This window comes from Streptomyces sp. M41 (assembly GCF_043673425.1).
Classification (GTDB): Bacteria; Actinomycetota; Actinomycetes; order Streptomycetales; family Streptomycetaceae; genus Streptomyces.
The window spans coordinates 23,886-49,056 of record NZ_JBIMKE010000011.1 but is presented as its reverse complement, the minus strand read 5'-3'; the positions used below and the strand labels follow the sequence as shown (position 1 = coordinate 49,056).

Sequence of the window (25,171 nt, the reverse complement as noted above, 5' to 3'; positions counted from 1 at the left end):
CCGTCGACACGATCACGACAGAGAGAGCAGTATGCCCCGCTTCAGCATCATCGTTCCGTCCCATGGGGTCGCGGGCCGGCTGTCCCAGGCGCTGGACTCGGTCCTCGCCCAGTCCTTCGGCGACTTCGAGCTGATCCCGGTCTGCGACGCCGCCGACTGCCCGGCGGCGGCCGTCGCCGCCCGGTACGCCGAGCGGGACTGCCGGGTGGCGCCGGTGACCTCGCCGCCGACGGACGGCGCGGCCGGGGCGCGCAACGCCGGGCTGCGGGCGGCGCTCGGCGACTGGGTGCTGTTCCTGGACGGCGACGACGAGCTGGTGCCGGGGGCGCTCGCCGCGCTGGACGCCCGGCTGGACGAGACCGGTGACGTGGACGTCCTGTACTTCGAGCACGAGCGGACGCCGTGGTGGGTGGGCGAGCCGACCAACCCGGCGGCCCCGGTGCTGGCGCGGGCGCCGCGCGGGGCCTTCCCGCCCGCGCTCGCCCCCGGGCTGACGGGCGTCGAGCTCCCGGCGTGGAGCGCGGCCTACCGGCGGGCCTTCCTCACCGAGCGGCAGCTCTCCTTCCCCGCCGGCCACTTCACCGACATCGGGTTCGGCGGCCTGGTCGCGCTGGCGGCCGAGCGCATGGCGGTGCTGCGTCAGGTCGTCGTACGGCATCTGCTGCGGCGGCAGGGGAACCGGCTCAGCCTTCCCGGTGAGCATCACTTCGAGCTGCTCGACCAGGTCGAGGCGCTGCTCGCGCATGCCGCCGGGCAGGAGCTGCCCGGGGACCGGTTCGGGCGGCTGTTCGAGCAGCTCTTCGCGGCCGTGCTGAAGACCGCGGCCCGGCCACGGCGGCTGCCGCGCGGGCGGCGCGCTTTCTTCCGCCGGGCGGGCGGGCTGTACCGGCGGTACCGGCCGGCCGGGTTCCGGATGCCCGGCGGCAGTCTCGGGGTGCAGCACCGGCTGCTCGCGCGCGGCGCGTACGGGGCGTTCCGGGCGCTGCGCGGCGTCAACCAGCTCGCGGCGCGGGTCGCTTGTGCGGTGCCCCGGCCGCGCGGGCTGCGCACCCGGCTGCGCTACCGGTGGCAGCTGCGCCGCCCGCTGGATCCCAACCTCGCCGTGTACTGCGCCTACTGGGGCCGCGGCTACCTCTGCAACCCGGCCGCGATCCACGCCAAGGCGCGCGAACTCGCCCCGCATCGGCGCTCGGTGTTCCTGGTCGAGCCGGACGCCGTCGGCCGGGTGCCCGAGGACGTGGAGTACGCCGTCATCGGCAGCCGCAAGTACTGGGACGTACTGGCCCGCGCCACGTACCTGATCAACAACGCCAACTTCGCGGACGCCGTCGTCAAACGCCCGGGCAGCGTGCATCTGTCGACGCAGCACGGCACCCCGCTGAAGAAGATGGGCGCCGACCAGTCGACGTACCCCGTGGTGGCCGCGGCGACCGGCAGCTTCGCCAGGCTGCTGGCCCGAGTGGACCGCTGGGACTACAACCTGACCTCCAACCGGCACTCCACCGAGATGTGGGAGAGCGCCTTCCCCTCGGCGCACGAGCCCCTGGAGTACGGCTATCCGCGCAACGACGTCTACTGCACGGCGACCGCCGACGACGTCACCAGGGTGCGCCGTGAACTCGGCGTCCCCGAGGGCAAGAAGGCCCTGCTCTACGCGCCCACGCACCGCGACCACGCCACCGGCTTCGAGACCGGCCTCGACCTCGAGGCGCTGTGCGAGGAGATCGGCGACGAGTACGTCGTGCTGCTGCGCGCCCACTACTTCTACGACCGGGGTACCGCCCGCGGCACCGGCCGGATCATCGACGTCACCGGCCATCTCAGCACCGAGGACGTGTGCCTTGCCGCCGACGCGCTGATCACCGACTACTCGTCGATCATGTTCGACTACGCCAACCTGGACCGGCCGATCGTGGTGTACGCGGACGACTGGGACGTCTACCGGGAGCTGCGGGGCGTCTACTTCGACCTGATGAAGTCCCCGCCGGGCCGGGTGACCCGCACACCCGAGGAGCTGGCGGCCGTCTTCCGCGACGGCTCATGGGCGGACGAGGAGGCCGGGGCGCTGCGCGCCGCGTTCCGGGAGCGGTTCTGTCAGTTCGACGACGGACGCGCCGCCGAGCGTGTCGTACGCCGGGTGCTGCTGGGCGAGCCGCCCGAGGCGCTGCCGCCGGTGATCCCGCTCGCCGAGCGCAGCCCCGCCCCCGCCGCGACGACCCTCGTGAGGAACTGACATGCCCCGCTTCAGCATCATCGTCCCCGTCTTCAAGGTGCAGGGCTTTCTGCGGGAGTGCCTGGACTCGGTGCTCGGGCAGTCCTACGGCGACTTCGAGCTGATCGCCGTCGACGACCGCTCCCCCGACGGCTGCCCCGCCATCCTGGACGACTACGCCGAGCGCGACGCACGCGTGCGTGTGCTGCACCTGCCGGAGAACGTCGGCCTCGGCCGGGCCCGCAACGCCGGTCTGGAGCAGGCGAGCGGCGACTACGTCCTGTTCCTCGACAGTGACGACTCCTACACCCCGGGCCTGCTGGCCGCGGTGGCGGCCCGTCTGGAGGGCGCCGAAGACCCGGACATCCTGGTCTTCGACCACGTCCGCACGCACTGGTGGGGCCGCGGTGGCCGCAGCACGGCGGCGGACCTGCTGGCGGCGGCCGGCACGGACACCTTCCGCGTCCGCGAGCACCCCGAGTACCTGCATCTGTTCCTGGTCGCCTGGAACAAGGCGTACCGCCGTGAGTTCTTCCTCGAGCACGAGCTGCGCTACGCACCGGGCCTGTACGAGGACGCGCCCGTCACCTACCGCTCGATGGTGCTCGCCGACCGCATCGCCTGCCTGGAGCGGATCGGAGTCGAGTACCGGCAGCGCCGGCAGGGCGCGATCACCAAGACGCCGGGCCGGCGGCACTTCGACATCTTCCCGCAGTACGAGGGCCTGTTCGCGTTCCTTCAGGAGCGTCCGGACCTGGCGTGGGCGCGACCGCTGCTGTTCGAACGGGCGCTGGACCACATGCTGTTCGTGCTGGCCCGCGAGGACCGGGTGCGCCCCGCGGACCGCCCGGCCTTCTACCGCGAGATCCGTTCCTTCCACGCCCGCCGGCTCCCCGAGGGCTTCACCCCGCCGCCGGGGTGGCGCGGCACGGAGATGCGGCTGCTGGCGACGGCTCCGTACGCGTCGTACGCGGTGGCGCGCGGTCTGCGCGATCTGCGTGAGGTGGCCGGGAAGGGCAAGCGGCGGGTGACGCGAGCGGTGTCCCAGCGGGCCGGACGTGCCTGGTACACGGCCGGGTCGAAGCTGCCGCTCGATCCGCGGCTCGCGGTCTACTCGGCGTTCTCGCACCGCGGTGTGCTGGGCGATCCGGCGGCGATCCATGCCAAGGCCCGCGAGATCGCCCCGGACATCAGGGGCGTGTGGGTGGTCCGGGAGGACGCCGTGGACGAGCTGCCGGACGGCATCGAGTTCGTCACACCGGGCTCGCGGCGCTACCACGAGGTCATGGCTCGGGCCACGTACTGGGTGAACAACGTCAACTGGCCGGGCACCCTGACCAAGCGCCCCGGCAGCGTCCACATCCAGACCCACCAGGGCACCCCGCTGAAGTACATGGCGGCGGATCTGCTGACCAAGCCCGGCGCCCGGCACGGCTTCGACGTGCCGAAGATGCTGTGGCGCGCGGACCGCTGGGACTACAGCCTGGTCGCCAACCGGCACTCGGAGCTGGTGTGGGAGCGGGCCTATCCCTGCCACTTCACCTCGCTGCGGACCGGGAGCCCGCGCAACGACCGGCTGGTCACCGCGGGACCCGCGGCCACCGAGGCGGCCCGCGCCCGGCTCGGCGTCCCCGCCGGGCACACCGTGGTGCTGTACGCGCCGACCCGCCGCGACTACCGCCGGGGCGGCCACGTCGACCGGATCGACCTGGCCCGCCTCGCCGCGGATCTGGGTGCGGGCCACACCCTCGTCGTACGGCTGCATCCGTCGCTGGCGAAGGGCACGGCACGCGGGGCGGGGCTGGCCGATCTGCACCGGCGGGGCGTGCTGATCGACGCGACGGACGAGCCGCATGTGGAGGACGTGATGCTGGCCGCGGACGTCCTGGTCACCGACTACTCCGCCCTGATGTTCGACTACGCCAACCTGGACCGGCCGATCGTGGTCCACGCCGACGACTGGGGCGCGTACGCGGCGAGTCGGGGCGCCTATTTCGACATCACGGCCGAGGCGCCGGGTCATGTGGCGTGCTCCTACCGGGAGTTGGCTTGGTTGTTCGCGTCGGGGGCCTGGCGGGACGGGGAGTCGGAGCGGCTGCGGGCCGGGTTCCGGGAGCGGTTCTGCGAGTTCGACGACGGGTTGGCCGCGGAACGGGTCGTGCGGACGCTGATGCTGGGTGAGCGGATGCCGGAGCATCCGGACGGGGCGCGGCGGGTGCCGGCCCCGGCCACCGGGCGGGCTCACTCGATGAGGTGACGTGAGGCAAAGCCGTTGACCCGGTCGACCCGGCCGGGAACATACGGCAAATGCCTCAAACCCACACAACCTCCACGACCAGAGCCGCGGGCGCCGCTGTCGGTGTCCTCGTCCGGAGGACCGTGCGCGGAGCGAGTGCGCTGCGCGGCGGCGGCAGTTGGCGTCCGACGCCGTACCAGGCCGTCGGCCTGCTGTTCCTCCTGGTGATACTGCTGGCGTACTGGGCCGTTCCGCTGTGCTGCGACGCCGGTCAGCACGCGGCGGTGGTGGAGCGCCTGAAGGTCTCCCTGCTCCACCCTCGGCATCCGATGGCGGACCTGCCGGGCGCGGGCAGCCCGTACTACTCGCCGTACTCGGTGGCGCAGGGCGCGTTCGCCCGGCTGACGGGGCTGGGCGGCTGGGAGACGGTGCGGCTGGCCGGCCCGCTGAACCTGCTCGTCCTGCTGACCGGCGTCGGCCGCCTCGTGCGGGTGCTCACGCCGAGACCATGGGCGCCGGTGCTGGCACTGGGGGCGATGACGCTGCTGTGGGGGACCGAGCGGGCCTGGTGGAGCGGCTACCTGAGCCTGATGTCGATGACGGGGAATCTCGCCTACCCCTCGGCGTTCGCCATCGGGCTCACCTTCTGGGCCTGGGCGCTGACGGGGGCGCGGGCACGGGGGCAGGGGCAGAAGCGGGGGGCGGTGCGGTACATCGGTCCGAGCGGGCTGCCGGGTCTCGCCGGGTACGCGGGGATCGGCTCGCTGTACGGGCTGATCCTGCTCATCCATCCGATCACCGCGGTGGCGGCGGCGCTGGGGGCGGTGGCGTTCGTCGCCGGGTGGCAGCGGGGGTGGGGAGTCGCCGTCGTGGTGCGCTGGGGGGTGACGGCGGGTGCGGCGGTGCTGGTCGCCGCCTCCTGGCCCTACTTCGATGTGTTCGCGCTGGCCGGTGACAGCAGCGTGGACGGCATCCACCGGCAGCTGTACGAGCGGCTCCCCGGCCAGTTCTGGCTGGCGCTGCTGGGGTTGCCGGCGCTGTGGGCGCGATGGCGCCGCGGCACCTGGCGGGACCCGCTGGTGCTGCTGTTCGCCCTCGACTGTCTGGTCGTGGCGTACGGCTGGGTCAGCGGCCACTACACCTACGGCAGGATCCTCGGGCTCACCCTGGTGCCGTTGCAGTTCGCGCTCGCCGTCGAACTGGCGGCGCCCCGGCCGTGGGGCAGGGCACGCCGGGCGCTGGGCGGGGCGGCGGCCGTCGGGGCGTGCGTCGGGTTCCTCACCGTGCAGGGCGGGGCCGTGGTGCCGCGCGCGCTGGATCCCTTCGGGCTGGAACAGCCGTCGCAGTGGCCGTCGTACACGTGGGTGGCACGGCATGTGGGCAAGGGCGAGGTGGTGATCTCCGACGGCCACTTCGCCCCCCGCTCCATCCCCGGCTACGGCCCGAACCTCGCCGCTCCGATCTGGCCCGACCCCGCCCTCGACGACCACGAACGCGTTCGCCGCCTCGCCGACGTCCGCGCCTACCTCGCCCCTACCTCCACCCGAGCCGAGCGCACCGCGATCGCCCGGCGCCATGACGCCCGATGGCTGCTGCTGACGCGGTGGAAGCGGGTGCCGGAGGAGGCGGTGGTGGTGGCCTGGAGCGAGGAGACGGGGGAGGTGCTGGCGCGGATCGGGGGGTGAGGTGAGGCGGGGCGGTGGCTGTCCGGCGGCTTGTGCGGTGGGGCGCGGGACGGCGTGTGCGGTGGGGAGCGGGACGGCTGCGGCGCCGGGCTCCGCGGAGGCTCCGGCGCCGGGTTCGGCCGATGACCGCGTGCGGTCCTACTCGATGACGAGGTCGACCGGGATGTTGCCGCGGGTGGCGTTGGAGTAGGGGCAGACCTGGTGGGCCTGCTCGACCAGCTTGCGGCCGGTCGCCTCGTCCAGGGTGTCGGGGAGCTCGACCCGGAGGGTGACGGCGAGGCCGAAGCCCTCACCCTGCTTACCGATGCCGACCTCGGCGGTCACGGCGGCCTCGGACACGTCGACCTTGGCCTGCCGGCCGACGAGGCCGAGCGCGCTGCCGAAGCAGGCGGCGTACCCGGCGGCGAAGAGCTGCTCCGGGTTGGTGCCCTGCCCGTTGCCGCCCAGCTCCACCGGCATGCCCAGCGCGAGGTCGATCTTGCCGTCGTTGGAGACGGCGCGGCCCTCGCGGCCGTGGGTGGCGGTGGCGACAGCGGTGTAGAGCGCGTCCATGGAAAACCATTCCTCTCGGAAGTCGGGACGAGTCGGCAGGCGTGACCTGGCTACTCGCCGTCGTGGTGGTGCGGCCGGCCCCCGTTCGGTCCGGGGCCACCGCACGACCACAAGTAGAGCACACAACTCAATTGCGCACAACTAAATGACGAGCACGAGCTACCCTGGAGCCATGACGACCACGCCCGCGGCCGACTGGCTCCGCCTCGACCAGCAGATCTGCTTCTCCCTGAACGCCGCGTCGCGCGCCTTCGGCGGCGTCTACCGCGTGGTGCTCAAGGACCTCGGCCTGACCTATCCGCAGTACCTGGCGATGCTGGTGCTGTGGGAGCACGGCGACCTCCCCGTGAAGAAGCTCGGCGAGCACCTGCGCCTCGACTCCGGCACCCTCTCGCCGCTGCTCAAGCGGCTGGAGGCGGCGGGCCTGGTGCACCGGGAGCGCAGCGTCCGCGACGAGCGCTCCGTGGAGGTGCGGCTGACGGAGGAGGGGGCCGCACTGCGCGAGCGGGCCCTACAGGTGCCACGCCGGATCGCCGCGGCGACGGGCTTCGAGGTGGAGGAGATCCGCGCGCTGCGGGCACGGCTGGACCAGCTCACCGAGGCTCTGGACGCCGCGGCGCTGGAGGAGGCGCGGGCGCAGGGGGTGTGAGCCGGGTCGCCGATTCGCCGGGTCGCCGATTCGCCCGCATGAGCGGGTTCATGGGTGGATTTTCATCTGACAACATCGGCATGGCGGCGTATCACCCGAAATGAGGCTTTCATCCGGCTTACGCTCGCTGTGATGAACCTCCCCCGGACCACCGCCGTCCCCGCCCCCGCCCCCGCCGCCACCCCGGACATCGGGCCCGGCGGCGTCGGCGTCGGCATCGTCGTCATCGGCTACAACGACGCCGCGCACGTGACGACCGCCGTCCGCTCGGCGCTGGCCCAGGGCCCGGCCGTGCGGGAGGTCGTCGCCGTCGACGACTGCTCGACGGACGACAGCGCGGAGCTGCTCACCCGGCTCGCCGCATCCGAGCCACGCCTGACGGTAGTCCGGCGCCGGACCAACAGCGGCGGCTGCGGCAGCCCCCGCAACACCGGGCTCGACCGGGTGACATCGCCGTACGTGATGTTCCTGGACAGCGACGACGTCCTGCCACCCGGCGCGGTGGACGCGCTGCTCGCGGCGGTCATGCGGGCGGGCGCGGAGGTGGCGAGCGGGCTGTGTGTGCGGCGGGAACTGCCCGGGGGGCGCGAAGTGCCGTGGCAGGGATCGCTCTACGCCGAGCACGCCGTCGTCGAGCGCCCCGCGCAGCGCCCGCGCCTGGTCCACGACACCCTCTGCGTCAACAAGCTCTACCGCACCGGCTTCCTGCGCGAGAACGGCATCCGCTTCCCCGAAGGCCGCTTCCCCTACGAGGACTTCGTGTTCACCGCGCGCCTGCTCGCCGCCGGCCCCCGCATCGCCCTCGTCCCGGACCGGGTGTACGTCTGGCATGTGCGCCGCTCCGCCGGCCGGCTGTCTATCTCCCTGGACCGAGCGGACATCTCCAACTGGCGGGCGCGCACGGAGGCGAGCCGGCAGGCGTACGGGATCCTGCTGGGCGCCGGCCGCAAGGAGCTGGCCAGGGAGGCGCGCGCCAAGTTCCTCGACCACGAACTGCGCATGTACGCACGCGAGCTGAGCCTGCACGACCGGGACTACCAACGCGCCTGGTGGGCCCACACCCGCACACACCTCGCCGAGTACGACGCCTCCGACTGGGCCCGCAACCCCACCGCACCCGGCCGCCTCATCGGCCGTGTCGTCCTGGCCTCCCCCGAGCCCCGCGACCTGCCCCGCCTCAGGGACCTCGCCTCCCGCCCCGCCCGCCTCCTCCCGCCCTACGCCCGCACCGCCGACGGCACCCCCGTCTGGTCGGCCGACCTCCCCCAGGTCACCCTGGAGCCGCTGCTGACCCGCCCGCTCCGGCTCCTCCCCCTCGCGGTCGACGCGGAACTGCGCCCACGCGCGCGTACCGCACAGCTCAGGCTGGGCCTGCACGAGCTGTACGGGCGGGTGGCGCAGGCCGGCCCCGAGGCCCTGGAGGTGGAGTGGCGGTGCCGGGAGACGGGGCGGGTGGCGGGTCCGCGTACGCGGGTGGGGCTCGTGCGTGCGGCCAGGGGGGTGTGGTCGGCGCAGACCACGGTGCACTGGTCGGTGTTCGGCAGGTCCGGGCCCGGCGCGTGGGACCTTCGCCTACGGGTGGTCTTCGCGGACGGCGCGCAGCGCGAGGTGACGGCACACGCGGTCACGGGCGCCGGCCTGCTGCGCCGCCGCGCCGTGCTCGGCGCACACCACACGGTCGTACTCGCCCATCCCCACGCCACACACTCCGGCGCCCTGGCACTGCGCGTGGCACCCGGTCTACGCGGAGTCATGTCAGTGAGCCGTGCCAGACTCCACCGCCTGCTTCACTGACACTGGAGCCACCACGGGCGACACAGGGCCACTGACGAGGGGACGGCCGCACATGACCTGGCTGATCACCGGCGGCGCCGGTTACATCGGAGCGCACGTCGTACGCGCGATGACCGAGGCGGGCGAGCAGGCCGTGGTCTACGACGACCTGTCCACCGGTGTCGCCGAGCGCGTGCCGGACGGCGTCCCGCTCGTCGTCGGCTCGATCCTGGACGGCGAGCGCGTCGCCCGCGCCCTCACGGAGCACCGCGTCACCGGGGTCGTCCACCTCGCGGCGAAGAAGCAGGTCGGCGAGTCGGTCGACCTCCCACTGCACTACTACCGCGAGAACATCGAGGGCCTGCGCGTCCTGCTGGAAGCGGTGACGGCGGCGGACGTCCTGTCCTTCGTCTTCTCCTCCTCCGCGGCGGTCTACGGCATGCCGGACGTGGACCTGGTGACCGAGGAGACGCCGTGCGTGCCAATGTCGCCGTACGGCGAGACGAAGCTGGCCGGCGAGTGGCTGGTCCGGGCGACCGGCCGCGCCACGGGTCTGTCCACGGCGTCGCTGCGCTACTTCAACGTGGCGGGCGCGGCCACCGCGGACCTCGCCGACGTCGGCGTCTTCAACCTCATCCCCATGGTGTTCGAGAAGCTGACCCAGAACGCGCCGCCGCGCATCTTCGGCGACGACTACCCGACCCCCGACGGCACCTGCATTCGCGACTACATCCACGTGGTCGACCTCGCCGACGCCCATGTGGCCGTGGCCCGCGCCCTGCAGTCCTCCCCCGGCCACGACCTCACCCTCAACATCGGCCGGGGCGAAGGCGTTTCGGTCCGCGAGATGATCGACCTCGTCAACGCCGTCACCGGCTACGACCGCCCCCCGACGGTCACCCCGCGCCGCCCCGGCGACCCGGCCCGCGTCGTCGCCGCCGCCGACCGCATCGCCACCGAGCTGGACTGGAAGGCCAAGCACGACGTGCAGGACATGATCGCGTCGGCCTGGGAGGGCTGGCTGCGCCTGCACCCGGAGGCGGCCCGCAGCTGACGTAGCCTCGCGGGCATGACCGAGCCCCACCGCGTCACCGAGCCCCGTCGTTTCGAGCGCGCCCTCGGCGCTGTCATCGGGTCCGCTGTCGGTGACGCTCTGGGCGCGCCCTTCGAGTTCGGCCCGGAAGGCGCCTTCTCGGGGCGTTTTCCCGAGCCGGGCAGGGGCGGGGAGATGTGCGGGGGCGGCGGCTGGGAGCCGGGCGAGGCGACCGACGACACGCAGATGGCCGTACTCGTCGGCGAGTCGCTGCTGGAGTGCGGCGGGCTCGACCCTGCCGACGCCTTCCGTCGGTTCCAGCGCTGGGCAGCCGCCGGGCCGAAGGACATCGGTCTTCAGACGGAGGCCGTGCTGAGCAGCGGCGACCCCTGGGACCTGGCCGCCGCACTGCACTTCCAGACGAATCAACGGGCGGCGGGCAACGGCGCGTTGATGCGAGCCGCCACCTCAGCCGTGTATTTCGCGAGCCAGGGCCGCGACGCCACCATGGACGCCGCCCGGCGCCTCGCGGCTCTCACCCACGGGGACCGTGCGGCGTGGGAAGGCACCGCCGTCTTCCACGAGGCGGTGCGGATCGCGCTTGCCGGCGCCGACCCACTGGCCGCGCTCCCCGACATCCTCGACGCGGTTCACCCGGACCACCGCGAGCGCTACGCCGTCGTCCTCGCCCCCGGCTGGCACCCCGACGACGCCACGGAGTTCAACGGCGCTGCATGGCCCTGCCTCGGCTCCGCCGTCTGGGCGCTGCGCACCACTTCCTCGTACGAGGACGCCGTACGCGCCGCCATCGACCTCGGCGGCGACACGGACACGGTGGCCGCCGTGACCGGCGGCCTGGCCGGAGCCGTGTACGGCATCGCCGCCGTACCGGAGCGATGGACCGCGGTCCTGCACGTCCCGCTGCCGGGTTCCGGTGAACGGGTGTTGCGGGTGGCGGACTTGACGGAGCTCGCGGGGCGGCTCAGCGAGCGGGACGAGCGGCTCAGGGGCTGACGGCTGAGCAGGTGAGGTGGGCGGCTGAACAAGCAGGGTGAGCGGCTGAGCAGGTGGGGTGAGCGGCTGAGCAAGTGGGGTGGGCGGCTGAGCGGGCTCACAGCGCCTTGAGGGCCTGCGTCGTCGACCTGGCCAGGGCGTCCAGATAGCCCTTGGGGAGCCTCGGGCTGCGGGCCACCACCAGCCGCCAGTACAGAGGGCCCGAGATCAGGTCGAGCGCCAGCTCGTCGTCGAGGCCCATGCGCACCTCGCCGCGCTGCTCCGCCCCGACCAGGATCTTGCTGGCGACCCCCTCCTGGCCCTGCTCCAACGCCTTCTGCAGCGCCTCCGCGATCTCGGGATTGCGGGCCGCCTCGGCCTGGAGGTCGGGGATGATCTGCGAGACCACGGGGTGACGCAGGGCGCGCGAGGTCACCTCGTACAGCATCCGCAGGTCGCCCTCCAGGGAGCCCGTGTTCGGCGTGGGCAGGCCCATGACGGCGACCGCCGACACCACGTCGAGCACCAGGTGCAGCTTGGAGCGCCAGCGCCGGTACACCGCGGTCTTGCCGACGCCCGCGCGGCGCGCGATGCCCTCGATCGACATCCGCGCGTAGCCGACCGCCGCCAACTCCTCGAAGACTGCCGCCCGGATGGCTTCGGTCACGTCCTCGCGGAGCACGGCGGCTCCGGCGGGGGGTCGGCGGCGCGGGGGCGTCTGGGGTTGGCCGGCGTTGGTCGTCATGCGGCCAGCATAGGGCGTAGCGACGATACGGGTCCGTCCTTACGACAATCCGGGTCCGTCCTCACGACGATACGCGCACGCCCTCACCGGCCCGTAACGACGAAACGGTTGCGTTCCGACGCCAACTCGGCCTACGCTCGCGTTGCGACGATACGGGTCCGTCCCGACGTAAGAGAACGCCGTGAAGAGGTACCGACGAAAACGTTCGACGAACGGCGACCAGTCCCCTCCCCCGAACGAAAGCAGCGGCTGTGACCCAGGCCCTCCACACACCGCCCCCACCACCCCCCACCCCCGTTGAGGCGCCCACCCCTCCCGAGCCCGGCGCCGGTCTCGCGGCCCTCGCAGCGCGCCATGGCCTCTCGGTCAGCGGCGCCCGCCCTTCGCCGCCCGAGTACATCCGCCTGCTGTGGGCCCGCCGCCACTTCATCGCCGCGTTCTCCACCGCCAAACTCACCGCCCAGTACAGCCAGGCCAAGCTCGGCCAGGTGTGGCAGGTGCTGACGCCGTTGCTGAACGCGGCGGTGTACTACTTCATCTTCGGCGAGCTGATGGACACCAGCCGGGGCGTGCCGGACTACATCCCGTTCCTGGTGACCGGCGTGTTCGTCTGGACCTTCACGCAGAGCTCGATCATGGCGGGCACCCGCGCGATCTCCGGAAACCTGGGCCTGGTGCGAGCCCTGCACTTCCCGCGGGCCGCGCTGCCGATCTCCTTCTGCCTCCAGCAGCTCCAGCAGCTGCTGTTCTCGATGGCGGCGCTGGTCGTGATCCTGCTCTGCTTCGGCGTCCCGGTCGCCGCCTCCTGGATGCTGGCGGTCCCGGCGCTGGTGCTCCAGTTCACCTTCAACACGGGCCTGGCGATGATCGTGGCCAGGATGGGCGCCAGGACGCCGGACATCGCCCAGCTGATGCCGTTCCTGCTGCGCACCTGGATGTACGCGTCGGGCGGGATGTTCAGCATCACCCACATGATGAGCAAGCACACGGACTGGCCGTCCTGGGCGACCTCGGCCCTCCAGGCCAACCCGGCCGCCGTCTACATCGACCTGATGCGCTTCGCCCTCATCGACAGCTTCGACGGGAGCCGGCTGCCCCCGCACGTGTGGGCGCTCGCGACCGGCTGGGCCCTGCTCGCCGGCGTCGGTGGCTTCATCTACTTCTGGAAGGCTGAGGAGACGTACGGCCGTGGCTGAGAACCCGAATCCGCAGCACCCCGCCGACAGGGTCCCGACCGTCATCGCGGACGGCGTCGACATCGTCTACCGCGTCAACGGCACGGGCGCCGGCCGCGGCTCCGCGACCGGCGCCCTCAACCGCATCCTGCGCCGCAGGCAGACCGAGAAGGCGGCCGGCGTGCGCAAGGTGCACGCGGTCAGGAACGTGTCCTTCACCGCGTACCGCGGCGAGGCCATCGGCCTCATCGGCACCAACGGCTCCGGCAAGTCGACCCTGCTCAAGGCGGTCGCGGGCCTCCTCCCCGTCGAGAACGGCCACATCTACACCGACGGCCAGCCCTCCCTCCTCGGCGTGAACGCGGCCCTGATGAACGACCTCACCGGCGAGCGCAACGTCCACCTCGGCGGCCTGGCCATGGGCATGTCCCGCGAGCAGATCCGTGAGCGCTACCAGGAGATCGTCGAGTTCTCCGGCATCAACGAGAAGGGCGACTTCATCACCCTGCCGATGCGCACCTACTCCTCCGGCATGGCAGCCCGGCTGCGGTTCTCGATCGCCGCGGCCAAGGACCACGACGTGCTGCTGATCGACGAGGCGCTGGCCACCGGTGACCGTTCGTTCCAGAAGCGCTCCGAGGCCCGGATCCGCGAACTGCGCAAGCACGCGGGCACGGTGTTCCTGGTCAGCCACAACAACAAGTCGATCCGCGACACCTGTGACCGCGTGCTGTGGCTGGAGCGCGGCGAACTGCGCATGGACGGGCCGACGGACGAGGTCCTGAAGGAGTACGAGGCGTTCACCGGGGACAAGGTGACCAAGCCGAAACCGAAGCCGAAGCCCAAGTCCCAGCCCGAACCGCAGGCGGCGCCCGCTCCCGTTCCCTCGTGAGGCGCAACCCAGGGTCACCCTTTCGCCCTATTAGTGCCACTATGGCCGAGCAGGGTGCCCCGCAGCGATGACGAAGGTGAAGGAGTCCCCGCGATGCCCGAGCTCAGCGTCGTCGTCCACGGGCCGAACACTCAGGACCGGCTGACCGGACTCCTCGCCTCCCTGGCCGCCCATCCGCACCCCGACGTCGAGGTGATCGTGGCCGCGGTCGGCGCCTGGGCGCACGAGGCGGCGCGGACGTACGCGCCGGAGATTCTTGTGCTGCCCCTGCCGGACGGCACGGACGACGCCGCGGCCCGGTCGGCGGGGGCGGCCCGGGCCACCGGCCGCTGGCTGCACTTCGTGCACGCGAAGGACGGCCTGCCCGTCGGCGGCCCGCGCCTGGTAGCCGACCGCGTCGCGGACCTGCCCGACGAGGTCGACGTACTCCTCTTCGACCACGTGAGTTCCACCTGGGAGACCTCGCTCCTCCCCTCCGACGACGGCCCCCGTCTGGCCCGCTCGGGGCGCGCCGCCCACCCCCTCGACGCGGTCGCCCGCACCGCGCTGCGCGTCACCCCGCTCCTGGGCAACCGCGCGCTGCGCACCGCGTTCTGGCAGGCGCACGAAGCGGAACTCACCACCCCCGACGAGCCGTTCGCGGCCTACGCCACGCTCCTCCTCGCCGACCACATCGCCGCCCTGAACCAAGTGGCGTACGAAAGCCGCGAGCTGCGCCCGGAGAGCCTCCCCCCGGTCACCCCCGAGCAGCACTTCGCCCTCGTCGACCGCTACGAGGCGCTCCTCACGATCGCCCAGCACCGCACCACCACCACCGCAACCACCACCGCCACCACCACCGCTCCGGTCGCCCCGGCCGCTCCCCCCACCACCCCGGGCGCCGCCCCCGATCCCGTCCAGGCCGTCCTGTACGACGTCATGGTCCGCGACTGCCTGCGCACCTTCGCCCGCACCCGCATGCCGGACGCCACGGCCCGGGAGTTCTTCCGCAGGGCGTCCGAGGCCGCCGTACGGCACCGCCCGCCCGGGCATCGTCGCCCCGCGGGCCCCGAGGGCATCCGCCGAGCGCTCCTGGAGGAGAACGCGTACACCAGGTACCGCGCCTTCCAGGCCGCCAACCGGGCCCGCCGCGCCACGAAGGCGGCCGTACGGACCCGGGGACGCCAGGCCGCCGCCGCCTTCGGTGACCGGCACTACCGCAAATCGCTGTCCCGTCCGGTCGATCCCAACCTCGCCGTCTTCTCGGCGTACTGGAACCGCGGGGTCGCCTGCAACCCGGCGGCGATCGCCGCCAAGCTCACCGAACTCGCCCCGCAGATCCACCCGGTGTGGGTGGTGACCGCGGAGAACGCGTGTCTGCTGCCGCCCCACACGGACCATGTGATCCCCGGCACCCGTCGCTACCGCGAGGTGCTGGCGACGGCGAAGTACCTGGTCAACAACGTCAACTACCCGAACGCGATCGTGAAACGCCCGGACGCGGTCCACCTGCAGACCCATCACGGCACCCCGCTCAAGCGCATGGGCGTGGACCAGATGGAGTTCCCGGCCGCCGCCAAGGGCCTCGACTTCCAGGCCCTCCTCGCCCGGATCGACAAGTGGGACTACAGCGTCTCCGCGAACAGCCACTCGACGCGGATGTGGGAGCGGGCGTACCCGTCCCGCTTCACCTCGCTCGACTACGGCTATCCGCGCAACGACGTCTTCTACTCGGCCACCGCCGCCGACATCCGCGCCGTCCGCGACCGCCTCGGCATCCCCCCGACGCACCGCGCGATCCTCTACGCCCCCACCCACCGCGACTACGAGGCCGGCTGGACCCCCCGGCTGGACCTCGCCACCCTTGCCGACAGCCTCGGCGAGGACACGGTCCTGCTGATCCGCGGCCACTACTTCTACGACGGCACCCCGTCCCCGCTGACCGCCCTGCGCCGCACAGGGCGGATCATCGACGTCTCCGCCTACGACCCGGTCGAGGAGCTGTCCCTGGCCGCGGACGCGCTGGTCACGGACTACTCGTCCATCATGTTCGACTACGCCAACCTGGACCGCCCGATCGTCGTGTACGCCGACGACTGGGAGACCTACCGTTCCACCCGTGGCGTCTACTTCGACCTGATGGCCGAGCCTCCCGGCCAGGTGGCCCGCACCCAGCAGGAGCTGACCGAGATCCTCACCACCGAGGCCTGGCGCGACGAGGGCGCGAGCAAGGCGCGGGCCGCCTTCCGGCGCCGATTCTGCGAGTACGACGACGGACAGGCCGCCGAGCGCGTCGTACGCCGCGTCTTTCTGGGCGAGAGCGAGGACGCCCTGCCGCCGGTGATCCCGCTGGAGCGACGCACTCCGGCGCCGAGCCCGAGGGAGGCCGTATGACCCCGGACGTCACGGTGACCGTCATCGTCTACAACGACGCCGAACGCCTCCCCCGGGCCGTGGAGTCGGTGCGCCGGCAGACGCATGCCGACATCGAGATCATCATTAGCGACGACCACTCGACGGACGAGACACCGCAAGTGGCACGTGAGTTGGCGTCCCGGGATCCCCGCATCCGTTACCTGCGGCTGCCGGAGAACAGCGGTGGTTGCAGCGCCCCGCGCAACCGTGCAGTGGAGATCGCCAGGGCGCCGTACGTGATGTTCCTGGACAGCGACGACGAGCTCATGGACGACGCCGTGGAGCTGCTCCTGGCCGCCCACCGCGAACGGGAGATCGACTTCGCCATGGGCGCGGTGATACGGGTCCGCGAGGACAGCGGGCGCCGTACGAAGTGGATGCCGCACCTGGTCGCCGGGCGGCGCACGGTCCTGGGCATCGAGTCCGAACCCCGGCTGCTGTTCGAGCACCTGTCGACGAGCAAGATGTACGCCCGCGCCTTCCTGGACCGCCACGACCTGCGGTTCCCGGAGGGCATCCACTACGAGGACCAACTGTTCACGGCGCAGGCGTACTGCCTGGCCAAGGAGTTCACGATCATCCCGGAGCCGGTCTACCGCTGGCACATCGCGCCCTTCGCCGACACGGAGGCGGCGTCGATCTCCAACCAGCGCCACAAGCTTCACAACGTCCGCGACCGTGTCCATGTGCAGCGCCTCATCGACGACTTCCTGGTGGAGAGCGGGCACGGCGCGCTGCGCGAGGACAAGGACTACAAGTTCCTCAAGCACGACTTCCGGATGTACGCCGGGGACCTGCCGTACCGGGACGACGCCTGGCTGACGTCCTTCGCGGACATCACGACCCCGTACCTGGAGACCCTCAGCCCCAACGCCTACGCCCGGCTCCCCCGTACCGAACGCGTGGTCCTGCAACTGATCCGCGAACGCCGCTTCGCCGAGGCCCGGCTGGCCGCCCGGGGCCTCGGCCGCGCCGTGGCACCGAGGCAGGTGACCGCGGACACGGAGGGCCACACCTACTGGGGCGACGGCATCCCGGCCACCGACTGGGCCCGCCGCGAACTGGAGCTGTCCGACCTGGAGCTGGACACCCGCCCGTTCCGCAGCGCCCAGTTCCGGCACGAGATCACGGAACTCACCCGAGGCCCCGGCGCCTCGATCGACCTCACGATCCGCACGTACGACCCCGGTCTGCGGCTCCCCGTCGGCCCCCAGCGGGCCGGCCTGATCCTCACCCCCGGCCGGCGCCGCCTCACCGTGCCGTTCCGCCTCTCCCCCGTCAGCCCCGGCGTCTTCGAGGGCCAGGTGCACCTCGACCTGACTGCGGCCCCCGTCCCCCGCCATGGCTTCGCCGGCGTACGACACCCGCTGCTCCGCCTCGAACACCAGGGCCTGCGCCACACGGCCGTCCTCCTGGCCCCACTCTCCTTCCCCTCCCTGAGCGCCCGCATCGACTACCACGCCGGCGCGGCCCCGCACCGCGTCACCCTCGAACCGGAGGGCCGAGGCCCGGGCCGCCTCCAGATCCGCTGGCAGCCGCTGGGCCTCAGTGCGAAACTGCTCCACCCCCTGGCCCGCCGCCTGGCCCGCCCCCGCGTGAAAAGAGCGGCCCGCCTCCTCAGAAGCGCCCTGCGCTAGAACACCGGGCAGGCAGCCCCGTCACCGCACCACCTCGTACAGCACCTGCCCGTCCGGCCCCCAAGTCACCATCCGCAACCCCGGATCGCGCACCCCGCCCCGGTCCACCACCCACCGCACCCGGTACTCCTCCACGATCCCCCGCCGCACGGCTTCCGGCGTCCCCGCCTCGAAGTACCGCCGCACCGCGGCCTGCCGCGCCCCCTCGTCCGGCAGGAAGAAGTCGGGGTAGCCGGGCGCCACCGTGTACGCCCCGTACGCCGGGAGCTGCCGCGCCGGAAACGTCCGCGCCATGACCACGTCCCCGTACCTCACCCACGGCGTGACCCAGTGGTACCCCCGCCAGGGCTCCCGGTACTTCGCCGCGACGGCCTCCGGCAACGACCCTCGTGGCACCACGTACCCGACCGTCCCGACCTGCGTCCACGCCCCCACCACCAGCGCCCCGGCCAGCACTGCGGCCCATGTCCCGCGCCGGGCGCGCCGCCCCTCCAGCACCTCCAGCGCCGCGGCGATCTGCGCCGGGATCACCACCGCGGGCAGCGCCCTTCCCCACGAGTAGTGCCCGCTCGCCCACCCCAGCGCCACGACCGCCATGCCCAGCCCGAAGAACAGCACCAACGGGTCCAGCCGGTCCCGCCACCACCGCAGCCCCAGCGCCACGACCCCGAGCAGCACCAGCCAGTACCGGCCCGCCAAGTCCCGGTACAGCGACCGATGCACCGCCTCCAGATCGGCCCCCGCCCCGGCCAGCGCGAAGAAGTCGTAGTACGGCCACGCCCACAGGAGCACCACGCCCGCCGCCGACGCCACCGCCAGCCCACCTGCGAGCCTCGGCCACTCCGCGCGCCCGGGCCGCGCCGCGACCACCGTGGCCAGCGCGCCCAACGTGGCCACCACCCCGGAGAACTGATGGCACAGCAGGATCACCGCCCACAGCACCCCGAGCCCGGCCCAGACACCCCACCCAGCCATCGCACGCACCGCACCCGCCAGCCAGGCCCAGAAGTGAAAGGCCAGCCCCAACGCGAACACACTCGGATACGACACCGTCAGCGCCAGCGAGTTCAGCCCGAGGAACCCGCTCCAGGCGAACAGCGAGGTCCCCCACAGGAACACCAGGCACAGCGCGGCGACCGCGGGCGCGCCCCGATGCGCGCTCAGCGTCCGCACGTACCGCCATACGCCGCTGACGAGCAGCCCGAGCCCGACCATCGCGCCGATCCGCAGCACGACGAAGACGGACAGTCCCGTCACCCGGGCGAGACACCCGAGGACCAGCATCCACGGCGAGTAGTAGGGGCTGGGTGTATCGGCGTCGACCAGCGGATTGCCGGGGTCGACGAGGTCGTGTCGCAGGCGCTCGACGGTCGCCGCGTGCATACCGAGGTCCCCGGCCCACGGCAGCCGGACGATCACCACAAGCAGCAGCAGGACGACCAGCGCGGAGGCGACCTGCGGAACGACCGTGGTCCTGTGCGGCGTGGCCCGCATCGTGCTCACCCGAGCACTTTAAGTCCCGTTTTGCCCCGAACGCACGAGCGCCCCGGACTGTCACCAGCCCGGGGCGCCCGGACGCTCGTACGGCCTACGACGAGCCACGCGGCCTACCGCGGCTTACGCCGCTGCCGCGGCCTGCGCTTCGCCGGCTCGGCTCACGAGTGCTGCCGCAGCAGCGTACGCATCGTCCGCATCGCCACCGACAGATTGGCCAGGTCGAAGGCCTCGGAGCCCTGGATCTCCTCGAGCGTCGTGCGTGCCCGCCCGAGGATCGCCGCGTTCTTCTGCTCCCACGTCTTGAAGCGCTGCTCGGGAGTCGCGGTGCCGTTGCCGGCCGCCAGGACGTCCGAGGTCAGCGCCGCGTGGGCGGCGTAGAGGTCCTCACGGATGGAGGCACGGGCCATGGACTGCCAGCGGTCCGCGCGGGGCAGCTCGATGATGCGGTCCATGAGCTGGGTGATGCGCAGCCGGTCGGCGAGGTCGTAGTAGACCTCGGCGACGTCCATGGGGTCCTTGCCCATCCGGTCGGCCACCGAGACGATGTCCAGCGTCGGGAAGGCCGAGGAGAACCCGGCGACCCGGGTGGCCAGTTCGATCGGAACGCCGGCGCCGGTCAGCTCGTCGTGGATCTGCTGGTACCACTCCAGGTCCGCGCCCTTGAGCAGCTTCGGCAGCTGCGCCCAGACCTCCTCGACCCGGTCGGCGAAGAAGTCGACCGTGTCGGCGAGCGCCAGCGGCTGCGGCCGGTTGTTGAGCAGCCAGCGGGTGCCGCGCTCGACGAGGCGGCGCGAGTGCAGCCTGATCCGGGTCTGGACCTCGGCCTCGACCTTGTTGTCCAGGGCCTCGACCGCGTCCCACACGGCCGCCGAGCGGAAGATCGCGCGGGCCACGGTCTGCGCCCGGACGATCTCCTCCAGCGAGGCACCGGTCTCCTCGCGCAGCCGGTGCAGATACGTCGTACCGCCGGTGTTGACCGTGTCGTTGACCAGCACGGTCGTGGTGATCTCACGGCGCAGCGGGTGGCTGACGAGATGCTCCGGGAACTGCTCGCGCAGCTCGGTCGGGAAGTACGCGTGCAGCAGCGTGCTCAGGTACGGGTCGTCGGGCAGCGAGGTGTCCAGCAGCTCCTCGGCGACCGTGATCTTCGTGTACGCCAGCAGGACGGCCGTCTCCGGGCCGGTCAGGCCGTGCCCGGCGGCCAGGCGTTCGCGGATCTGGCGGTCGGTGGGCAGGAACTCCAGCGCCCGGTCCAGGTGGCCCTCCCTGACCAGGTGCCTCATGAAGCGCTGCTGGGCGTGGAGCATGGAACCGGACTGCGCGAGGGCGTTGCCGATCGCCGTGTTCTGCGCGTAGTTGTTGCGCAGCACCAGCCGGCCGACCTCGTCGGTCATCTCGGCGAGCAGCCTGTTGCGCTGCTTGACGGTCATGTCGCCCTCGGCGACCAGGCCGTTGAGCAGGATCTTGATGTTCACCTCGTGGTCGGAGGTGTCCACGCCCGCGCTGTTGTCGATGGCGTCGGTGTTGATCCGGCCGCCGTGCAGCGCGAACTCGATCCGGCCGAGCTGGGTCAGCCCGAGGTTGCCGCCCTCGCCGACGACGCTGACGCGCAGGTCGGCGCCGTCGACGCGGATACCGTCGTTGGCCTTGTCGCCGACGTCGGCGTTCGACTCGGTGCTCGCCTTGACGTAAGTGCCGATGCCGCCGTTCCACAGCAGGTCCACCGGCGACTGGAGGATGGCCTTCATCAGGTCGGCCGGGGTCATCTTGGAGACCTTGCCCTCGATGCCCAGCGCCTCGCGGATGTGCGCGTTGACCGGGATGGCCTTGGCGCTGCGCGGGAAGACCCCGCCACCGGCCGACAGCAGCTCGGTGTTGTAGTCCTCCCAGCTGGAGCGGGGCAGCTCGAACAGGCGGCGGCGCTCGGCGTAGGAGGTGGCGGCGTCCGGGTTCGGGTCGATGAAGATGTGCCGGTGGTCGAAGGCGGCGACCAGGCGGATGTGCTCGCTGAGCAGCATGCCGTTGCCGAAGACGTCACCGGACATGTCGCCGATGCCGACGACCGTGAAGTCCTCGCTCTGCGTGTCCACGCCCATGTCGCGGAAGTGCCGCTTGACGGACTCCCAGGCACCCCGGGCGGTGATGCCCATGCCCTTGTGGTCGTAGCCGGCCGAGCCGCCGGAGGCGAAGGCGTCACCGAGCCAGAAGTTGTACTGCTCGGCGACCCCGTTGGCGATGTCGGAGAAGGTCGCGGTGCCCTTGTCGGCGGCGACGACGAGGTAGGTGTCGTCCTCGTCGTGCCGGACCACCTCGGCCGGGGGCACGACCTCGCCGGCGACCATGTTGTCGGTGATGTCGAGCAGCGCCGAGATGAACGTCTTGTAGCTCGCGATGCCCTCGGCCATCCAGGCGTCCCGGTCCACGCTCGGATCGGGCAGCTGCTTGGCGACGAAGCCGCCCTTGGCGCCGACGGGCACGATGACGGTGTTCTTCACCATCTGTGCCTTGACCAGGCCGAGGATCTCGGTGCGGAAGTCCTCACGCCGGTCGGACCAGCGCAGACCACCGCGCGCGACCTTGCCGAAGCGCAGGTGCACGCCCTCGACGCGCGGCGAGTAGACCCAGATCTCGTACGCCGGGCGGGGCGCCGGCAGGTCGGGGATGGCCTGCGGGTCGAACTTCATGGAGACGTAGTCGTGCGGCGCGCCGCCCGTCGCCTCCTGGAAGAAGTTCGTCCGCAGGGTCGCCTTGATGACGGTGAGGAAGGACCGCAGGATCCGGTCCTCGTCGAGGCTCGCCACCTGGTCGAGCGCCGCGTCGACCTCTTCGAGCAGGGCGTCCACGATCTCGTGGCCGGCCCGCTGCCGGTCGGGCGACATCCGCGCCTCGAACAGGGAGACGAGCAGCCGGGTGGTGTGGACGTTGTTGCGGAGGGTGTCCTCCATGTAGTCCTGGCTGAAGGTGGAGCCGGCCTGACGCAGGTACTTCGCGTACGCGCGCAGGACCATGGCCTGCCGCCAGGTCAGCCCGGCGCCCAGCACGAGGGCGTTGAAGCCGTCGTTCTCCGCCTTGCCGGTCCAGGTGGCGGCGAAGGCCTCCGAGAACCGTTCGCGCGCGTCGTCGCCGAGGTAGTCACCGGCGCCGCCCGCGGACTTGGGGATGCGCAGGCCGAAGTCGTAGATCCAGGCGACGCTGCGGTCGGAGCAGCGCAGTTCGTACGGCCGCTCGTCGACGACCTCGACGCCGAGCCGGCTGAGGACCGGCAGGACGGCGGAGAGGGAGACGGCCGCGCCCTTGCGGTAGATCTTGAAACGCCGCTCCTCGGGGGAGGCGCCGACCGGCTCGTACAGGCTCAGCGAGAAGTTGTCCTCGTCGGTGAGCTGTTCGATGTGGACGAGGTCGGAGACCGCGGAGCGCGGGCCGTGGTCGGCCTTGTAGCCCTCGGGGAAGGCGCCCGAGTAGCGGCGCAGCAGTTCCGCGGCGCGCTCCTCGCCGAGTTCGGCGTTCAGCGCGTCGGCGAAGCCGTCGGCCCAGGAGCGGGCGGCCTCGACGAGGCGTGCCTCGATGCGCTCCTTGTCCAGCTCGTTGAGGTGCGGCAGCTCGGTGCCCTGCGGGACGCGGACGACGAAGTGCAGCCGGGAGAGGATCGACTCGGTGTTCCAGGCGGTGAAGTCGACGCTGGTGCCGCCGAGCTCCTCCTTGAGGATGTCGATGATCCGCAGCCGTACGCCGGTGGTGTAGCGGTCGCGCGGGAGGTAGACGAGCGCGGAGTAGTAGCGGCCGTATTCGTCCTGGCGCAGGTAGAGCCGCAGCCGGCGGCGTTCCTGGAGGTAGAGGACGGAGGTGGCGATGCGCTGGAGCTCGGGGACCGGGGTCTGGAAGAGCTCGTCGCGCGGGTACGTCTCCAGGATCTGGAGCAGGTCGCGCCCGTCGTGGCTGTTCGGCGAGAACCCGGCGACCTCCAGCACCTCGTCGACCTTGCGCCGGATGACCGGGACACGGCGGACGGACTCGGTGTAGGCGGCGGAGGAGAACAGCCCCAGGAAGCGCCGCTCACCGACGACCTCGCCGTTCTCGTCGAACTTCTTCACACCGACGTAGTCGAGATACGACGGCCGGTGCACGGTCGCCCGGCTGTTGGCCTTGGTGAGAATGAGGAGCTTGTGCTCGCGCGCCTTGGCCCGGGCGTCGGCGGGCAGCCGCTCGAAGGAGGGGCTGACGGGGTGGCTGTCGGTCTCGGTGTGGTGCGGGTCGGAGCGCAGGATGCCGAGGCCGGTGCCGGGCACGGCGGCCAGCGAGTCGTCCGCGCGCAGCTCGTACTCGCGGTAGCCGAGGAACGTGAAGTGGTCGTCGGCCAGCCAGCGCAGCAGATTGCGGGCCTCTTCGATCTCCTGCTCGCGCAGGTCGGAGTGGGGCTCCGCGGGCAGTTCGTCGGCCATGCGCAGGGCCGCGTCCCGCATCTTGCTCCAGTCCTCGACGGCCTCGCGGACGTCGGACAGGACGCGCAGCAGGTCGGCGGTGATCTGCTTCAGGTCGGCGCGGTCGGTCTCACGGTCGATCTCGACGTGGATCCAGGACTCGGTGTGCGCGTCGTGCGGCAGCCCGCCGGCGGGCGGTGCCGGAAGGACCTCGATCAGCTTGCCGGTGACGTCGCGGCGGACGAGGACCTGCGGGTGGATGACCACATGGATCCCGCGCCCCTGCCGCGTCAGCTCGTTGGTGACGGAGTCGACCAGGAAGGGCATGTCGTCGGTGACGACCTCGACCACGGAGTGGCTGCAGGTCCACCCGTTCTCTTCCACGGTGGGCGTGTGCACCCGCACGTTGGCCGTGCCCTGGGGGCGGTTCTCGGCCAGACGGTAGTGCGAGAAAGCGGCTCCGAAGATGTCGACCGGGTCGCGGTCGGTGAGGTCCTCCGGTGCGGTGTGCAGGTAGTAGCGCTGGAGGAACGCGAGCACGGCGTCGTGGTCCGGGGTGCCGGGCGTGCTCTCGTCCGTCTTCCCGGTCGGTAGGTACCCCCCGACCGGGCTGTTCTCAGCTACCCGGGCGGCCCTCTCGAGCAGCTCGGCCTTGGCTTCGTCCAGCTTGGTCTGCATTGTCCTCTGGCTCCTGTCGCGCGCCGTTGCGTGACGTTGAAGGATGTACGGTCTCTTCCCCTCGGACGTAACGCCGTGACGCGGGGTGTCCGGTCTGCTTCGACGCTATGCCGCGAGGTGAGACGAGCGGGGCCATATGAGCCATTCTTGAGCTGCCCACGGGGTGTGACGCCGCTCTCTGCGGCGATCGGGCCCGGGATGCGCATGGCGCCCCGGGAGCCCTTCGACCCCTGTCCCGCCCGCGAAGACCAGCGATCGCCGCCCGGTCACGGATGTCGTCCGTGCTCTCCGGGCGCAGGGCGGGGGCAACGGTGCCCCCGCGAGCTATCGCGCTGATCACGCCACTAAGGCTATCGCTCCTTACAGGGGGCCCGTCATGAGCCGTATGTGTACAAAACCTGGGGTCGAACTTTGACGTTCTGCACAGGGGCAAACGGGGCGGTCAAGGCGTAACTGGCGGGGTCCGGGCACCGGGGGAGAGCCTGGATGGAGAGCCAGGCGGGCTGTCGAGCAGCCGTCGGCGCCGAAAGCAGGCCATTCGGAGCGAGGCCGTGTCCGAAAACAGCCGTGAGCCACTGGAACCGGCCACCGCCGTGGTCGGC

15 protein-coding genes are annotated in these 25,171 nt (G+C 71.8%); 11 read left to right on the top strand and 4 right to left on the bottom strand.

What is annotated here, in order from left to right:
• Positions 1–31: 31 nt before the first annotated feature.
• From ACHBTE_RS16335 to ACHBTE_RS16325, 3 genes are read left to right on the top strand one after another with little or no spacing between them, the layout of a single operon-like run.
• The gene (locus ACHBTE_RS16335) at positions 32–2,233 is read left to right on the top strand and encodes a CDP-glycerol glycerophosphotransferase family protein (protein WP_394724590.1); all 2,202 of its coding nucleotides are present in this window, start codon (positions 32–34) and stop codon (positions 2,231–2,233) included.
• Position 2,234: 1 nt separating this feature from the next.
• Complete coding sequence (locus ACHBTE_RS16330) at positions 2,235–4,469, top strand: CDP-glycerol glycerophosphotransferase family protein (RefSeq protein WP_394724589.1); 2,235 nt, start codon at positions 2,235–2,237, stop codon at positions 4,467–4,469.
• Between the two features lie 50 nt (positions 4,470–4,519).
• On the top strand, positions 4,520–6,133 hold the full coding sequence (locus ACHBTE_RS16325; protein ID WP_394724588.1) for a hypothetical protein: 1,614 nt from the start codon (positions 4,520–4,522) through the stop codon (positions 6,131–6,133).
• Between the two features lie 138 nt (positions 6,134–6,271).
• Here ACHBTE_RS16325 and ACHBTE_RS16320 read toward each other — a convergent pair whose 3' ends face one another.
• Positions 6,272–6,685 carry an organic hydroperoxide resistance protein gene (locus tag ACHBTE_RS16320; RefSeq protein ID WP_394724587.1) on the bottom strand — a complete coding sequence of 138 codons (414 nt, stop codon included), beginning with the start codon at positions 6,683–6,685 and terminating at the stop codon, positions 6,272–6,274.
• 172 nt (positions 6,686–6,857) lie between these two features.
• On the opposite strand from ACHBTE_RS16320, the gene ACHBTE_RS16315 reads away from it, so the two are divergent.
• From ACHBTE_RS16315 to ACHBTE_RS16300, 4 genes are all read left to right on the top strand, one after another.
• Positions 6,858–7,334, top strand: coding sequence for a MarR family winged helix-turn-helix transcriptional regulator (locus ACHBTE_RS16315; protein ID WP_394724586.1), 477 nt, complete (start codon positions 6,858–6,860; stop codon positions 7,332–7,334).
• 132 nt (positions 7,335–7,466) lie between these two features.
• Positions 7,467–9,128 carry a glycosyltransferase family 2 protein gene (locus ACHBTE_RS16310; protein WP_394724585.1) on the top strand — a complete coding sequence of 554 codons (1,662 nt, stop codon included), beginning with the start codon at positions 7,467–7,469 and terminating at the stop codon, positions 9,126–9,128.
• Positions 9,129–9,180: 52 nt separating this feature from the next.
• The gene (galE, locus tag ACHBTE_RS16305) at positions 9,181–10,161 is read left to right on the top strand and encodes a UDP-glucose 4-epimerase GalE (protein ID WP_394724584.1); all 981 of its coding nucleotides are present in this window, start codon (positions 9,181–9,183) and stop codon (positions 10,159–10,161) included.
• 15 nt (positions 10,162–10,176) lie between these two features.
• Positions 10,177–11,154, top strand: a complete 978-nt coding sequence (locus tag ACHBTE_RS16300; RefSeq protein WP_394724583.1) for an ADP-ribosylglycohydrolase family protein — start codon at positions 10,177–10,179, stop codon at positions 11,152–11,154.
• A 97-nt stretch (positions 11,155–11,251) separates the two neighbouring features.
• Here the strand turns inward: ACHBTE_RS16300 and ACHBTE_RS16295 are convergent, their stop codons facing one another.
• Positions 11,252–11,878 carry a TetR/AcrR family transcriptional regulator gene (locus tag ACHBTE_RS16295; protein ID WP_394724582.1) on the bottom strand — a complete coding sequence of 209 codons (627 nt, stop codon included), beginning with the start codon at positions 11,876–11,878 and terminating at the stop codon, positions 11,252–11,254.
• 251 nt (positions 11,879–12,129) lie between these two features.
• Here ACHBTE_RS16295 and ACHBTE_RS16290 point away from each other — a divergent pair, with 251 nt between their 5' ends.
• The 4 genes from ACHBTE_RS16290 (at position 12,130) to ACHBTE_RS16275 (ending at position 17,976) form a co-directional block, all read left to right on the top strand.
• Positions 12,130–13,074: an ABC transporter permease gene (locus ACHBTE_RS16290; protein WP_394724581.1), complete on the top strand. Its 945-nt coding sequence runs from the start codon at positions 12,130–12,132 to the stop codon at positions 13,072–13,074.
• Complete coding sequence (locus ACHBTE_RS16285; protein WP_394724580.1) at positions 13,067–13,945, top strand: ABC transporter ATP-binding protein; 879 nt, start codon at positions 13,067–13,069, stop codon at positions 13,943–13,945. Before ACHBTE_RS16290 ends, ACHBTE_RS16285 begins: the two co-directional genes overlap by 8 nt.
• 93 nt (positions 13,946–14,038) lie before the next feature.
• Positions 14,039–16,318, top strand: coding sequence for a CDP-glycerol glycerophosphotransferase family protein (locus ACHBTE_RS16280; RefSeq protein WP_394724579.1), 2,280 nt, complete (start codon positions 14,039–14,041; stop codon positions 16,316–16,318).
• Positions 16,315–17,976, top strand: coding sequence for a glycosyltransferase family 2 protein (locus ACHBTE_RS16275; RefSeq protein ID WP_394724578.1), 1,662 nt, complete (start codon positions 16,315–16,317; stop codon positions 17,974–17,976). Before ACHBTE_RS16280 ends, ACHBTE_RS16275 begins: the two co-directional genes overlap by 4 nt.
• A 21-nt stretch (positions 17,977–17,997) precedes the next feature.
• On the opposite strand, the gene ACHBTE_RS16270 is transcribed toward ACHBTE_RS16275, so the two are convergent.
• Both ACHBTE_RS16270 and ACHBTE_RS16265 read right to left on the bottom strand, forming a co-directional pair.
• Positions 17,998–19,470 (bottom strand): hypothetical protein, encoded by a 1,473-nt coding sequence (locus ACHBTE_RS16270; RefSeq protein ID WP_394724718.1) that lies wholly within the window; start codon positions 19,468–19,470, stop codon positions 17,998–18,000.
• A gap of 161 nt (positions 19,471–19,631) precedes the next feature.
• On the bottom strand, positions 19,632–24,569 hold the full coding sequence (locus ACHBTE_RS16265) for an NAD-glutamate dehydrogenase (protein WP_394724577.1): 4,938 nt from the start codon (positions 24,567–24,569) through the stop codon (positions 19,632–19,634).
• Between the last annotated feature and the right edge of the window lie 602 nt (positions 24,570–25,171).

Excerpts from the sequence above, each read along its gene's own strand:
- ACHBTE_RS16335 (WP_394724590.1), top strand. The coding sequence starts at position 32 with ATGCCCCGCTTCAGCATCATCGTTCCGTCCCATGGGGTCGCGGGCCGG.
- ACHBTE_RS16330 (WP_394724589.1), top strand. The coding sequence starts at position 2,235 with ATGCCCCGCTTCAGCATCATCGTCCCCGTCTTCAAGGTGCAGGGCTTT.
- ACHBTE_RS16325 (WP_394724588.1), top strand. The coding sequence starts at position 4,520 with ATGCCTCAAACCCACACAACCTCCACGACCAGAGCCGCGGGCGCCGCT.
- ACHBTE_RS16320 (WP_394724587.1), bottom strand. The coding sequence starts at position 6,685 with ATGGACGCGCTCTACACCGCTGTCGCCACCGCCACCCACGGCCGCGAG.
- ACHBTE_RS16315 (WP_394724586.1), top strand. The coding sequence starts at position 6,858 with ATGACGACCACGCCCGCGGCCGACTGGCTCCGCCTCGACCAGCAGATC.
- ACHBTE_RS16310 (WP_394724585.1), top strand. The coding sequence starts at position 7,467 with ATGAACCTCCCCCGGACCACCGCCGTCCCCGCCCCCGCCCCCGCCGCC.
- galE (WP_394724584.1), top strand. The coding sequence starts at position 9,181 with ATGACCTGGCTGATCACCGGCGGCGCCGGTTACATCGGAGCGCACGTC.
- ACHBTE_RS16300 (WP_394724583.1), top strand. The coding sequence starts at position 10,177 with ATGACCGAGCCCCACCGCGTCACCGAGCCCCGTCGTTTCGAGCGCGCC.
- ACHBTE_RS16295 (WP_394724582.1), bottom strand. The coding sequence starts at position 11,878 with ATGACGACCAACGCCGGCCAACCCCAGACGCCCCCGCGCCGCCGACCC.
- ACHBTE_RS16280 (WP_394724579.1), top strand. The coding sequence starts at position 14,039 with ATGCCCGAGCTCAGCGTCGTCGTCCACGGGCCGAACACTCAGGACCGG.
- ACHBTE_RS16275 (WP_394724578.1), top strand. The coding sequence starts at position 16,315 with ATGACCCCGGACGTCACGGTGACCGTCATCGTCTACAACGACGCCGAA.
- ACHBTE_RS16270 (WP_394724718.1), bottom strand. The coding sequence starts at position 19,470 with ATGCGGGCCACGCCGCACAGGACCACGGTCGTTCCGCAGGTCGCCTCC.
- ACHBTE_RS16265 (WP_394724577.1), bottom strand. The coding sequence starts at position 24,569 with ATGCAGACCAAGCTGGACGAAGCCAAGGCCGAGCTGCTCGAGAGGGCC.